Source organism: Mongoliibacter sp., assembly GCF_007692705.1.
Classification (GTDB): Bacteria; Bacteroidota; Bacteroidia; order Cytophagales; family Cyclobacteriaceae; genus Mongoliibacter.
The window spans coordinates 20,767-34,237 of the sequence record NZ_REBN01000168.1; the positions used below are offsets into that span (position 1 = coordinate 20,767).

The following is a 13,471-nucleotide window of genomic DNA, read 5'->3' on the forward strand; positions in this document are numbered from 1 at the left end:
GGAATAAGTATGAAAATTAAAAAACAGCTTTCTAGGATCCCAATGTGGTTGTATGGCTGCATGTTACTTCCATTGCTAGCTTTCGGTTTAATGCATCAGGGTAATGTAATTTTTAAAGTCATTGAAATCCCCCGCATTTGGACTGATGAAGCCATGAAGGATTGGGAACTACCCAATTCCAATCCGGATTTTTCCGCACAGCCTGTTTCTGAGGAGTTTTATTATAATTTGCCCGAGCGGGTCATTTTTAAAACTTATCCTGTGTATCATCCGGAACATGAACCTGAAGGGTATTGGGAATGGCTGCACGAACAAGAAGCCGAGGTTGTATTGGATGAAAGCAAGCTCTTGACCGAAGAGGATTGGATCAGGGCAGGGGAGTTATTATTTGATTACCCCATTGACACCCTTGGTGCAATCATCAATACCCAACATGTGCGGAATCCTGATTTTTATAAAGCAACCAATATGCCCTTAACTCCAGAGGGAGTAATGCCTTTTGCACAATGGGTAGTGTCAGGCAAGGGGAAAGTATATTTGGGCAATCTCTCCTGTGCTATGTGCCATACCCGGGTAATGGAGGATGGGTCTTTGCTGAAGGGTGCCCAAGGAAATTGGCCTGGAGATAAGGCATTTGCATTTGCACTTGAGTCAGACGGTGCATCGGAAAGAGGTATCCAAGGAGTCACAAATGCACTTTTTGGAAGTCCATTTGTAGAAGGAGACCCGCATGGACAACTTCTTTCTAGTGGTAAAGATGCTATTATTGAAGCGTATAAGGCAGTGCCAGAAGGAGCCTTTGGCAGGCAAGGAACTAGTATTTTGTATCCTCCTCAGGCACCTAACCTTATTGGAGTAAAGGATAGAAAATACCTGGATCATGGGGGTTTGGGACAACACAGAAATATCGAAGACATGATGCGTTATATCGCCATGAATCAGGCCTTGGATTTTTTGAATTTTTATGGGGATTATAATTCACTGGGCCTGACCAAAGAACGACTGTACAGCGGTCAGCCCATTTTTTTTCCGGGAACCCATGATCGACATTCAGAAGCACAATTGTATGCACTTGCAAAGTATGTTTATTTCTTAACTCCTCCTGAAAATCCGAACAAGTCCAGTGAATTGAGCGAAAAAGGAAGGATCATTTTCGCCGAACAAGGCTGTGTTACCTGTCATACCCCGCCTCTTTTTACCAATAATAAGTTGACCCCTGCCGATGGGTTTGAAGTCCCCGATGAACATTATGACAAATATGACATCTTCGATATATCTGTAGGTACAGATCCTGGTTACACGATGAAGACCAGAAGAGGAACGGGCTATTATAAAGTCCCTTCTTTGTTGGGATTATGGTACAGGGGACCCTTTCTTCATGATGCTTCCCTGGCCAAGTTGGAAGATTTGTTTGATTCTGACAGACTAAGGGATGATTATGTACCTACCGCATTCAAACCACATGATGTTAAAACCAAGGCTGTAAAGGGGCATGAATTTGGGATGGAGTTGAATGATATGGACAGGAAAGCTTTGATTACGTATTTGTTGACGCTTTGAATATTGATATTGATGGATACTGGATATTTGGATATTGTTCTTGACCCGCTGCGCTCGTTGCGTATTTTACGTTGCGATCGCTGCGTGAACTCAATCTTGGAAAAGAAGAAAATCCAACTAACGCTAAGTTTGTTGTTAGTGATTTTATTTATTTCATTTTCACTTGTAGCCCAAACGATCAAACCAGAAAACCCAATTCAATTCAAAATCAAAAATGCAGGCATCACAGTGGATGGGACAATTTCGGACTGGATGGTGGAGGTGGATTTTGATCCGAAGAAATTGGCTCAATCGAGCATCCAAGGAACAGCCAATCCAGTCAGTATAGAAACGGGCATCAAGTTACGGGATAGGCATTTGCAAGGCAGGGAATATTTTGATGTGAAGAAATATCCTGAAATACGTTTGCAATCCAAGTCATTCAAAACCAATGGAAAAAATACTTTTATAGGGATTTTTGAGCTTCAGATTAGGGCTGTTAAAAAGGAGGTGGAAATTCCATTTTCTGTGGCTAATTCAGAAAAACAAAGGAAGTTTAAAGGAGAGTTTGTTATTGATCGATTGGATTTTGGACTAGGGGAGAAGAGTTTGGTGCTTTCGGATGAAGTGAGGGTGTATTTAGAATTTTAGATTTTTTGTTTCACGCAGCGGACGCAAAGGGAATCACGCAACGGCCGCAACGATTACATTATACATGGGTTATTTTCGTTGCGCTCGTTGCGAGAAATTTATTAGTAAGATAACCGATTAATTAACCGACTAATTCATATTTTTAAGTTTTTACAGCTCTATTTTCTTTTGTAATTTGAGTCAAATAAATTTTTTAAATCATGAAAGAAAATGAAATAGCAACCATCATTTTGGATAAGGCCTTTGAAATTCATAAAAACTTGGGTCCCGGATTATTGGAATCAGTTTATGAAAAGGCTCTGGAATATGAATTGATTCAGGCCGGTATTTTTGTGGTCTCCCAAGTGCCAGTTCCCCTCGTTTACAAAGAAGTAAAATTTGAAGCAGGATTTCGCCTGGATTTATTGGTGGAAAACAAAGTGATCGTAGAAATAAAAGCCAATGATGGACTTGCTCCCGTACATTTTGCTCAAACTTTGACGTACTTGAAGCTATCGGAAAAGAAATTGGGGTTACTATTGAATTTTAATGTAAAATACCTAAAAGATGGTATTCATAGGTTAGCTAATAAGCTTTAGTTTTTCGATTTAAATATGACTTACAATTTAAATTATAATAATAAAAGAGTTCACGCAGCGGGCGCTACGGTTTTACGCGGCGAGCGCAGCGTAGCCTTCGTCGCGACCGCTGCGTTCATCTTTGCGTTCGTTGCGTGAACTAGAAGTATTTTTAATATTCTTTAAATCTATTTATTGATAAGTTAATTGTTTTGATAAATAGTTTTTAGTAGTAATAAAATTCTGATATAACCTAATTAGGGTATTGTTTATGCTGTTTCAATTTCGTACATTTATGAAAGCTGTTCGGCAGCATAACAACCAGACAATCAGCACTATGAAAATCCAAACAGAAAACATCCTCGCCCATACCTGTGTCATTGGCGGCTGTGCCGCCCTGATAGGTACTGTAGTTTTTCTCTTTATAATGCTTTCAGATTATCTCAAAGAGGTCTTATCAGTCGCCTCAATTGGTTGAGCTATCCAATCCCCAATTTTTATAGCTGAAGGGGTTTATTTGGAACCTGTTATCACACGATTAATTTTTTTTTTCGTCGATGCCATGCCGCTCAATTGGCAATTGGGAGGCATTCATTGCAGTACGCAGCAGGAGCCAATTAGGAGAGGTGTTTAAGGTAGGTTTCTGGTTTCTAAATTGCTTTATCCAAAAACTATTGATTAGCCAATTGTGCTTGTAATGATCTTTACATCAAAAAAAACTTGCAGATTTTTGTATCCAATTAACTTGTCCCAAGTAGTTTTTTATTACATTTCTATTCTAACCAATTATTTATAGTGTATGAAATATGATTCATTAAGCACATTTTAATATGTTAACGACTGAAATTTCATTCAAAAATATTTATTATCATAATAAATCAGTACATTTGTATGAAATATGATTCGTAGTGTGCCAAATAATCTACTAATGACTGAAATTTCATACATAAGTGATGCGGCTATTTTGAAGAAGGTAGGAGCCTTTGTCAAAGCCCGAAGGATAGATCAAAATCTTACCCAAGAAGAAGTTTCCAAGCGGGCAGCCATCAGCCGTTCTACACTCAGTTTGTTGGAGAGGGGAGAGAATATAGCGCTACTGAATCTCTTGAAAGTATTAAGAGTCCTGGATGCTTTGTACGTCTTGAATGATTTTCAGGAGGTCACCACCATCAGTCCTATGCAATTGGCGAAGGAAGATGAAGCCAAATGGAAGCGAGCTTCTAAAAGTAAAAAGTCTCCTCCTAAAGATGACCTGGGATGGTAAGGACGGCATTTGTGAAGCTTTGGGGGCAGCGGATTGGGGCAGTGGTATGGGATGAAGGGCAGGAATTGGCTTTTTTTGAATACGACCGCAGATTTGCTTCTGGGAAATTGGATATCTCTCCTGTTCGGATGCCGTTAGGTTCCCGTATTTTCAGCTTTCCGGAATTGAGGAGAAATACCACATTCAAAGGACTTCCTGGTTTGTTGGCAGATTCCTTGCCTGATCGCTATGGGAATGAACTGATCAATGGATGGTTGGCCCGCAATGGACGGGCGGAAAACTCACTGAATCCTGTGGAATTACTCTGCTTTATCGGAAACAGGGGGATGGGTGCTTTGGAGTTTGAACCTTCAACTTTACCTGCTCAAGAGCAAGGACAGGCCTTGGAACTATCAAGTTTGATAGAGACGACCAAGAAGTTGTTGGAAAGCAGAGAGCGCTTTGAAGCTCAAACCACTTCTGCTATGCAGGATGCCTTATTGGATGTGTTGAAAATGGGGACTTCTGCTGGAGGTGCAAGACCTAAAGCCATCATCGCTTACAATGAAGCTACAGGAATGATCCGCTCGGGACAGACGCTGCAAGATGCTGGATTTGAACATTGGTTGATCAAGTTTGATGGGGTCAATGATACGCAGTTTGGAGAAACCTTTGGTTATGGCCGAGTGGAGATGGCCTACTATCAGATGGCGGTAGATGCTGGGATTGAAATGGCAGAAAGCAGACTGATAGAAGAGGAGGGAAGGGCCCATTTTATGACCAGGCGTTTTGATAGGGTCAATGGAACAGACAAGCTCCACATGCAGACTTTTTGTGCTTTGCAGCATTTTGATTTTAACAATGTGAGCAGTTACAGCTACGAGCAGTTGTTTCAGACGATGCGCCAACTTCGGCTGTCCTATGCAGAAGCGGAGCAATTGTATCGCAGGATGGTGTTCAATGTGCTTGCCCGCAACTGTGACGACCATACCAAAAACTTTGCTTTTCTGATGGATCAGGAGGGGAAATGGAGTCTTTCTCCTGCTTATGATATTTGCCATGCTTACAGGCCTGAAAGTGTTTGGGTCAGTCAGGATTGCTTGAGTATCAATGGCAAAAGGAAAGATTTTATGCTGGATGATTTTTTGGTGATTGCCAAGCAAAATTCCATCCGAAACCCACTGGGCATTATCCAAGAAGTACAGGAAGTAGTGTCAAAATGGATGGATTATGCTAACAAGTACAAGGTGAATACAAAGCTTGCAGAGGCTATTGCTACTACATTGGTTAAGTTGGTGTAGGGGCTGTTTTTTTATTAATTTTTCTCCTTCCCAAAATTCTACCCATCACATGATTAGGGTATTGTTAGCTAACTGGATTTCATGGAAATTTAGGAGAATTAGTTCACGCAACGTACGCAACGAAAAAAAACGCAACGACCGCAACGGGACTATAGCAAAAACTGACACGGTTTTCCGATGCTCGGGACAAGGCATGCCAGAAACAAAAGCCCACAATTCATGAAAAACCTATCTTTCTTCGTCTTTTTGGTAGTTGTAATTTTTTCCTGCAAGCAAGAGCAAAGGGACCCTACAATTTTTTACTATCCCGCTGAATGGGAGCCACAAGAAGCCATAATCATTGGTTGGTCAGAAAATTACACTGAATTATTTCCTTTGGCAGCCGATTTAGCCCGTGCGCTTGATGGTTCGACTTCTGTCATATTTGTGTCAGATACCAGCGAAAATCCTCAAGTATTTAAGCAGTACCTTGTAGAAAATAACCTAGATACTGCTGTATTTAACTTTGTGTCCATTCCTATTCGGCAGGCGATATCACTTAGAGATGTCGGTCCAGTGTATATGATTAATGGGTTAGGAGAGAAAAAGGCAGTGGACTATCGCTGGTCATTTCAGGATTTTTTTGAACGTTTTTTAATCGAGAAAGGTGTTGATCCTGACGAGGCAAAGGCAGATGCATCTTTCTTCAACCGAAATCAAAAAACGGACAGTTTGATAGCTGCTAGAGATGGATTGGAGGTGATTGTTTCAACCTTGAATTTTGAAGGTGGCGAGTTAGAAGTGAATGGCAAAGGAACCATCTTATTGAATGAATACAGGTTACTGAAGCTCAATCCAACTTTAAGTAAAACCGATATTGAAGATGAACTCAAGCGCACTTTGGGAGTCCATCATTTTATTTGGGTGGGGAAAGGATTGGTTGAAGATGGTTATCCAACAGACATAGTCGTTCCCGGATATGTTGCTATTGGTACCGATGGTCATACAGATGAATATATCCGATTTGCTAACCCGAATACCATTCTGTTGGCCTGGGTGGATGAAGAAGAAAAAGATTCGCATCCTGTTCATGCTGAAAACCATCGCCGAATGAAGGAAACGTATGATATTCTGATCAAAGCTAAAGATCAGGATGGAAGACCGTTCAAAATCATCAAAGTTCCTTTGCCGGACTTGCGCTACCGACCAACTATTGTTGTACAAGGCTGGGCATCGAATGACTCAACTATTGGCAAGGAGTATTTTCTTCCCCACCAAAAGGTAGCATTGGGGGATACATTGCAATATCTATCTGCTTCTTCTTATCTCAATTTTTTGATTTCCAATGACAAAGTGCTCTTACCAACTTACTTGACTGTTGGTAGCTCTGCTGAAAAAGAAGAACGTGTGAGAAAGATTTTCACCCAATTGTATCCCGATAAAGAATTGGTTTGGATAGACGCTACAACTTATAATTGGTTAGGCGGAGGTTTACATTGTTATACTAAACAAGTGCCTAAAGTGAATTGAGGTATATGGTTTTTATAAAACCATCATATCATTAGGGTATTGTGGGCTTTCTGAATTACAAATAAATTTAGAGATATGGTTTCTCGCGGCGAGCGCAACGAAATAAAACGCAACGATCGTAACGGGATTACAGCAAAAACCTCCGCGCTCGTTGCGATTCACTTTGCGTTCTCCCGATCCTCGGGACAAGGTCCGAGTAAACCCAAAACCAAATGTGAAATATAAACACTAGCTCCTCTGTCCACATCCAAAAGAAATGACTTGGTGGATGCCTTAAGAGGTTTTGCCATTTTTGGTTTGTAAATTTATTTCAGTCATTGGTGGTAAAGCAAATATCGCTTCGGACCTTAGGAGTGGTCATGAGGGTCATTGACCGATGGAAATAATGAATTTAAAAAAATAAATCCATGAAATTCAAAAACCACATCATCTGGATCACAGGAGCCTCTTCAGGAATAGGCTTCCATCTCGCAAAAGCATTTGCCAAAGAAGGTGCAACTGTTGCAGCTTCCGCAAGAAGAATGGAATTACTGGAAAAACTGGTACAGGAAATCCAACAGGAAGGAGGCAAAGCCCAAGCTTTTTTCTGCGATGTATTGGAAGAGCAATCCATTGAAAAGTGTTTGCATGAAATTATTGAAGCTTTTGGCAAATTGGATGTATGTATTGCCAATGCCGGTGGAGGGGTGATGGGGAAGATTGAAAAGCTTTCTGGAGAAGAATGGGATCGGCAATTGAGGCTCAATGTGACAGGACTAGCACTCACGGCTAAGTATGCGCTCCCCGAACTCCGAAAAACTAAGGGGAGGCTTGCTTTGATAGGCAGTGTGGCTGCTTTTGTTCCCAATCCCAATCTAGGAGCCTATGGTGCCAGTAAAGCAGCTGTACACAATATCGGCGAAACCTTGCAATCGGAGTTACTTGGTTCGGGCGTGTCTTGTACCACCATTCACCCAGGTTTTGTGGACAGCAATATCACAAGAATAGACAATGAAGGAAACTTCCACCCCGAAGCCAAGGACCCAAGACCTGCGAATCTGATGTGGCCAACAGATCAAGCAGCCAAAGCCATGGTTAAAGCAATTCTTAACCGTAAAAAAATGGTCGTCATCACAGGCCATGGAAAAGTAATGTACGCCATTTCACGTCTGATCCCAGGTGTCTTGAGGAAGATGATGGCGAAGATGAATGGGTAAAGATATACTTGCTATATAGGTTTAATCAGAGATCATATCAAAATAATTTGTCATGCATTTTACACCAAGAGAAGATTTTTAAAATTCATTTTTAGTAATTCAAATTTTACACGTCAACTTTCTTTGTCTGGTTAACATTAAAATAACTCAATGCCATACTCTCTTGCTACTTTTTTCAAAGGTTTTACCCGGGAAGGCATTACTGGATCCAATTGATTTAACATCTAGCTAACATAAAATCTCTGATTAGTAACAAAACAAAAACATTTAGGAAATGAAGGGGTAAAAGCGATTGACCACATTTGTGGCATGAAAAGGATTTTGCTGTTCTTATTATTCGTTACTGTAACGTATTCCTCATTATTTGCTTCTATTATTACCGGCCTGGTTAAGGATAGGGAAACCGGTGAACCTTTGATTGGAGCTACAGTGGAAATCAAATCTGCAGGAGAAAAAATGTATTCAATCGTAGGTCTTGATGGATCCTACATTATCAAAAATGTGCCGGAAGGTAATTTCAGGGTAGAAGTCTCCTTTGTGGGGTATTCACGAGAAGTCACAGAAATAGAATTTAACGGCAACACTGTCAGGAGAAATTTTGAATTAGAATCAGAATTAAGTGATCTCTCAGAATTTGTACTTTCTGCATCCATGATTAAGGGCTCGGAAATGCAGGCGAGAAATTTGGAGCGTAATTCCCCCAATACCTTAAATATTATATCCAAACGAGCGATTGAGCTTTCTCCAGATATTACGGTTGCCAATATTGTGCAAAGGGTATCTGGTTTATCGATTGAAAGAAATGCCAATGGTGATCCCCAGCATGCCATTGTCAGGGGTATGGACAAAAGGTATAATTATACGCTTATTAACGGGGTGAAAATCCCTTCGCCTGATAATAAAAACAGGTATATTCCATTAGATATTTTTCCTGCCCAATTGCTTGAAAGACTTGAAGTTTCCAAATCTCTTAATGCTTCAATGGAAGGTGATGCTATTGGAGGTGCTGTAAATTTAGTGATGAAGGATGCTCCAGAAGAGTTTATGTTGGAAGGAGACATTCAATTAGGATATAACCAGCTAAACATGGATCGAGGGTTTTATACCTATGACCGTAGCCCAATTAATCGGCTTTCTCCTTATCAGCAGAATGGTCCTGACTACTTTGCTGAAACCTCCGATTTCCCCACCAAAAATATGGTTTTACAAAATGTTATGCCTTTACCTGATGTGATTGGGAGTTTGACTTATGGAGACAGATTTCTAAATAACAAATTAGGCGTAATGCTTGGAGGAAGTTTTCAAAATAGTTACCGTGGTGTAGATAGTCAATGGTATAGAGTAGGCTTGGATAATTTCGGGTCTAATAGGCCAACACTTCAAAGGCTGCAGGAAAGAGAATCTTCAACACAGCAACAACGTTATGCCATCCACAGCAAGTTGGATTATAACATCAATGAAAACAATGTATTGAAATTTTACTATGGCAATTATCAACTAAATGATTTCCGGGTAAGAGATATGCTGGATACTGACACCGAAGGTAGAAATTTTAGTGTCACGGAGGGAAATGGTATCTTGACTTATATTACTAGGTTTACTAATAGATTTCAAAATATTCAGACGCTGAATCCAAGCGGTGAGCATAAATTGTCAAATAACTTTGTTTTTGATTGGAATGCGGTAGCTTCTATAGCAAAAAGCGAATCTCCAGATGATGGTAATTTCATTAGAAATGGAGAACTGGCCAACTTTGAAGAGCTTCCTCAAAATATAGAAAGAAGGAATAACAGAAGATGGGAAAACAATACAGATAGAGATTTGACACTTTATCTAAATTTTACATATTCTCCAAGACTGATCAATGATCAGACCCAAGTGAAGTTTGGTGGAATGTATAGGGATAAGGAAAGAGAAAGTTTTTTCAATAGGTATATTTTTGATCCATTTAATCCTGCCTTTCAAATTCAGGGAATACATTGGGATTCTTTCGAAGATGTCAATTTTCAGCTGTTGAATCCAAGAGGTGGGGTTTCAGATCCATTGAATTTTGAATCTTTTGAAAGGATTGCTGCTGGATATGTTACCACTAGGTGGGATATATTCAATACGGAAATCCATGCAGGGATAAGGGCAGAAATGACCGAACAGGGATATTCTCTTAGGGTTGCACAGCAAAATGTTAATCCAGATTCTAGTCAGAATTATTTGGACCTGCTGCCTTCTTTAAGTTTTAAGCATAGGTTAAACCCAAAAACCAATATAAGAGCATCTTATTACAAAGCCTTAGCGAGGCCGGGTTTTCATGAGATTGTTCCATACAGAATGTCAGAGGATGATGGATTTGATGAATCAGGAAACCCAGGTTTAAATAGAGTTAGAGCAAATAACTATGATATTCGATGGGAACACTTTCCTTCTTTGACGGAGCAGATTTTTTTGGGAGCATTTGTAAAGGATATCAAAGACCCGATTGAATACACACTCGTAAGAGATAGAATTTTCTCAGGGCCTCTTAGCTTGAGACCAAATAATTTTGGTGATGCATTTAACTGGGGATTGGAGGCTGATTTTATCAAATACTTCAGAAGGATTGGTGTAAGGATGAATTATACCTATACCAATTCAAGGATTACCACAACCAAAATAACCAGAAGAAGGGAAGATCCGACAGACGAGAGCTCTCAACTGGTGCAGGTGATTGAAAATCAAACAAGACCACTACAGGGTCAAGCTGATCATATAGGAAACTTCAGTATTATGTACAAGTCTGAGAAGACTGATATCCAATTGGCAGCAGTTTACACAGGTGAGAGAATAGAATTTGTTTCCCCATTCTTGGATAACGATCATTGGTCAAAGCCTATTACCCAACTTGATTTTTCTTTTGACCAAAGGATCAATAAATACATGACATTATTTGTCAGAGTAAATAATATTCTTGATTCACCTTATCAATTATTTGTCAAAAGCCCTTTGGCGAGGGAAGATGCAGTATTTCCATATCAAGACAACCCAAATGAGACCACAGTAAGAACTGATCGTTATGGGCAGTCTTACAGAGTAGGGCTAAGATTTAAACGAAATTAAATATCCATAAACTAAACCTTAAATTTTAAATTATGAAAAAGACTAATTGGTTGAGATCAGCTTTCATCATAGCGATAATCTTCGGATTTGCAGCTTGTTCTGAAAGTGATCCAGATCCTATAACGGAGGATCCAAATGACGATGATGACGAGGAGGTCGTAGCTACTCCTGAAAACATGTTTGGAGAGGTGTCAGGAGTATGGCCCGCAGGGTCTACGTATACTATTACAGGTGACGTAGTGGTCCCTGAAGGCGAAAGTTTAACAATAGAAGAAGGAGTTACTGTTATCATTGATGGCGATGGTCGTCAAGGAAGTAGCCCTGAGATCGTAGTAAGAGGTAGCCTATATGCTTACGGTACTGAAAATGCAAGGGTAACATTTACAGTTCCTGAAGGAAGAAGAACTGTTGCAAATACTTTTGCGGGTCTTTGGGGAGGATTTACTGCCACTGAGACTGTGGGAGATTTAGTATTTGAATATGCTGATATTGAATATGCAGGCGCTCCAGGTGAAGCCAATAACCCAATTGTTCAAGAAGGTGAAATTTCTGAAGGAGAACCTAGGTATGCAATTTACATGCAAGATGATGGATTGACTTCAAACTTTATTGTGTGGCATACTAGAATTGCTTATTCTAAAGATGATGCCATAAGATTGAATGGTGCCAAAACTTTGATTGCTTATTCTACTTTTGAATTGAATGGTGAAACAGGTGGTGAAGCAGTCAATACCAAATCAGGTACAGTGGGTGACTTCTGTTTCAATTTGATTTTTGGATCAGCGACGAATGGACTAAAAGTGGCTAATTCAAAAGGCCGAACTCCTCAGGCAGACAATTACTTCTATAATAATACTATCGTAGACTCTGGCTGGAGAAGAGTTCAAGCCGGTAGAGGAGGTTCTCTAAATTATGAAAATGGCTCTAGGGGGCAGTGCTTCAACAACATAGTAGTCAACTCCAGATATGGATTAAGAATGGTACCACCAGATGATCAGCCTGATTTGGCTAATACAGTGTGGGGCTTTCAATATTACTATGGGGATGAAGAAATCATAGTAGAAGAATTTTATCCTTCCAACGGTACAGTTGGAAGAGTTGAAGATCAGCCTAGACCTGAAACTGATGTTGCTGGCGGTGTGGGTGAAAATGACCCGATGTTTGTCAATTATGCCCTCGGATCTTTTGATATTGAAGCAGCAAGAGAAGGTTCTACTGTAGACAGAATGCCTAGTGATGCTGATTTTAGATTGAGTGCTGGATCTCCTGCATTAACAGGTGCTAATACTGGATTTTCACCTAGATATGCATCATACGAGGTAAACGGCAAAACTTATACTACGCCAACTCCTCAAGAATACTTTGGTGCTTTCGGACCAGCTAATTAATTAAAACCTAATAGTTTGGGAGCTTAAGGCTCCCAAACCTTTTTATATGCTAAGAGCAATTCAAATAGTTTCTTTTATTATACTTTGTTTTTCCTGTACAGAGGCAGATTCACCAATTGATATTTGGCAAAACCACATTCCATTTGAGGCGGATTTTTCTGATGTGAATATGGAAAGACTAAACATATTTGCTTCTCCAGCCGAATCTATGGGAGCATCAACACTAATAGAAGCTTCAGGTCTGGCTTATTCGAGAAAAAATCCTGGTTATGTGTGGTCGCATCAAGATAAAAACAATGATAACCGCTTTTTTTTACTTGATGCCAATACAGGTGAGACTGTGGCGGCATATAGAATCCCGGGAACTAGAAATAGGGATTGGGAGGATATAGAAATTGCTAATGGTCCGGTAGAAGGTGTGGATTACCTCTATATAGGAGATGTTGGCGATAATGATCAAGTATACGCAAATTATACGATTTATAGATTTGAGGAACCTCAATTCGAAGAGGCTCATAGGGGCCAAATAGTAGATTTAAGTCTTGAATTCGAAGAGATCAAGTTTGTTTATCCGGATAAAAGTCATGATGTGGAAACTTTAATGGTTGATCCATTAACTAAAGATATTTATTTGGCTACCAAAAGAGATTTTAGGTCTATTTTATTTGTACTTCCTTACCCACAAAGCACTACAGATCGAAGCACTGCTACTGAAGTAGGTTCATTTTCATTTACCAGAGCCACTGCCGGGACAGTTTCTATGGATGGGATGGAGGTTTTGGTAAAAAATTACGATAGGATTTATTATTGGAAAAGGGAGGCAGGACAAAGTTTTGCCGACTTAATGGCCACAAAGCCAGCCTTGGCACCATATAACCCGACCGAAGCGCAGGGAGAAGCCATTTGCTTTGATCATGAAGGTGGTTATTACACTTTAAGTGAATTTTCTAATGCAATTATTCCAGAACTATATTATTACAAAAGACTACAAAACTAA

12 protein-coding genes are annotated in these 13,471 nt (G+C 39.9%); 11 read left to right on the plus strand and 1 reads right to left on the minus strand.

All coding sequences use genetic code 11. The features are described from left to right. Positions 1-9 precede the first annotated feature (9 nt). From EA341_RS11370 to EA341_RS11400, 7 genes are all read left to right on the plus strand, one after another. Complete coding sequence (locus EA341_RS11370; protein ID WP_293014338.1) at positions 10-1,560, plus strand: hypothetical protein; 1,551 nt, start codon at positions 10-12, stop codon at positions 1,558-1,560. A gap of 96 nt (positions 1,561-1,656) precedes the next feature. Further along, the gene (locus tag EA341_RS11375) at positions 1,657-2,190 is read left to right on the plus strand and encodes a YceI family protein (protein ID WP_293014341.1); all 534 of its coding nucleotides are present in this window, start codon (positions 1,657-1,659) and stop codon (positions 2,188-2,190) included. A 200-nt stretch (positions 2,191-2,390) separates the two neighbouring features. Next, a complete protein-coding gene (locus tag EA341_RS11380) occupies positions 2,391-2,768 on the plus strand; it encodes a GxxExxY protein (protein WP_293014343.1) in 378 nt (125 codons plus the stop codon). Positions 2,769-3,084: 316 nt separating this feature from the next. After that, positions 3,085-3,225, plus strand: a complete 141-nt coding sequence (locus tag EA341_RS11385) for a hypothetical protein (RefSeq protein ID WP_293014345.1) — start codon at positions 3,085-3,087, stop codon at positions 3,223-3,225. Positions 3,226-3,675: 450 nt separating this feature from the next. After that, positions 3,676-4,011: a helix-turn-helix domain-containing protein gene (locus tag EA341_RS11390; RefSeq protein WP_293014347.1), complete on the plus strand. Its 336-nt coding sequence runs from the start codon at positions 3,676-3,678 to the stop codon at positions 4,009-4,011. Further along, the gene (locus EA341_RS11395) at positions 4,005-5,291 is read left to right on the plus strand and encodes a type II toxin-antitoxin system HipA family toxin (RefSeq protein WP_293014350.1); all 1,287 of its coding nucleotides are present in this window, start codon (positions 4,005-4,007) and stop codon (positions 5,289-5,291) included. The genes EA341_RS11390 and EA341_RS11395 overlap by 7 nt, the downstream gene beginning before the upstream one ends. A gap of 219 nt (positions 5,292-5,510) precedes the next feature. After that, entirely contained in the window at positions 5,511-6,800 is a 1,290-nt protein-coding gene (locus EA341_RS11400) for an agmatine/peptidylarginine deiminase (protein WP_293014352.1), read from the plus strand. 158 nt (positions 6,801-6,958) lie between these two features. Here EA341_RS11400 and EA341_RS11405 read toward each other — a convergent pair whose 3' ends face one another. Next, the gene (locus EA341_RS11405) at positions 6,959-7,090 is read right to left on the minus strand and encodes a hypothetical protein (RefSeq protein ID WP_293014355.1); all 132 of its coding nucleotides are present in this window, start codon (positions 7,088-7,090) and stop codon (positions 6,959-6,961) included. Between the two features lie 117 nt (positions 7,091-7,207). On the opposite strand from EA341_RS11405, the gene EA341_RS11410 reads away from it, so the two are divergent. The 4 genes from EA341_RS11410 to EA341_RS11425 all read left to right on the plus strand — a co-directional run bounded on the left by EA341_RS11410 (position 7,208) and on the right by EA341_RS11425 (position 13,471). Next, positions 7,208-7,996 carry an SDR family oxidoreductase gene (locus tag EA341_RS11410; RefSeq protein ID WP_293014357.1) on the plus strand — a complete coding sequence of 263 codons (789 nt, stop codon included), beginning with the start codon at positions 7,208-7,210 and terminating at the stop codon, positions 7,994-7,996. A gap of 309 nt (positions 7,997-8,305) precedes the next feature. Then, positions 8,306-11,086: a TonB-dependent receptor gene (locus EA341_RS11415; protein ID WP_293014359.1), complete on the plus strand. Its 2,781-nt coding sequence runs from the start codon at positions 8,306-8,308 to the stop codon at positions 11,084-11,086. Between the two features lie 32 nt (positions 11,087-11,118). Further along, positions 11,119-12,474 carry a hypothetical protein gene (locus EA341_RS11420; protein WP_293014362.1) on the plus strand — a complete coding sequence of 452 codons (1,356 nt, stop codon included), beginning with the start codon at positions 11,119-11,121 and terminating at the stop codon, positions 12,472-12,474. A 46-nt stretch (positions 12,475-12,520) separates the two neighbouring features. Then, on the plus strand, positions 12,521-13,471 hold the full coding sequence (locus EA341_RS11425) for a hypothetical protein (protein WP_293014365.1): 951 nt from the start codon (positions 12,521-12,523) through the stop codon (positions 13,469-13,471).

Excerpts from the sequence above, each read along its gene's own strand:
- EA341_RS11370 (WP_293014338.1), top strand. The coding sequence starts at position 10 with ATGAAAATTAAAAAACAGCTTTCTAGGATCCCAATGTGGTTGTATGGC.
- EA341_RS11380 (WP_293014343.1), top strand. The coding sequence starts at position 2,391 with ATGAAAGAAAATGAAATAGCAACCATCATTTTGGATAAGGCCTTTGAA.
- EA341_RS11385 (WP_293014345.1), top strand. The coding sequence starts at position 3,085 with ATGAAAATCCAAACAGAAAACATCCTCGCCCATACCTGTGTCATTGGC.
- EA341_RS11390 (WP_293014347.1), top strand. The coding sequence starts at position 3,676 with ATGACTGAAATTTCATACATAAGTGATGCGGCTATTTTGAAGAAGGTA.
- EA341_RS11395 (WP_293014350.1), top strand. The coding sequence starts at position 4,005 with ATGGTAAGGACGGCATTTGTGAAGCTTTGGGGGCAGCGGATTGGGGCA.
- EA341_RS11400 (WP_293014352.1), top strand. The coding sequence starts at position 5,511 with ATGAAAAACCTATCTTTCTTCGTCTTTTTGGTAGTTGTAATTTTTTCC.
- EA341_RS11405 (WP_293014355.1), bottom strand. The coding sequence starts at position 7,090 with ATGGCAAAACCTCTTAAGGCATCCACCAAGTCATTTCTTTTGGATGTG.
- EA341_RS11410 (WP_293014357.1), top strand. The coding sequence starts at position 7,208 with ATGAAATTCAAAAACCACATCATCTGGATCACAGGAGCCTCTTCAGGA.
- EA341_RS11415 (WP_293014359.1), top strand. The coding sequence starts at position 8,306 with ATGAAAAGGATTTTGCTGTTCTTATTATTCGTTACTGTAACGTATTCC.
- EA341_RS11420 (WP_293014362.1), top strand. The coding sequence starts at position 11,119 with ATGAAAAAGACTAATTGGTTGAGATCAGCTTTCATCATAGCGATAATC.
- EA341_RS11425 (WP_293014365.1), top strand. The coding sequence starts at position 12,521 with ATGCTAAGAGCAATTCAAATAGTTTCTTTTATTATACTTTGTTTTTCC.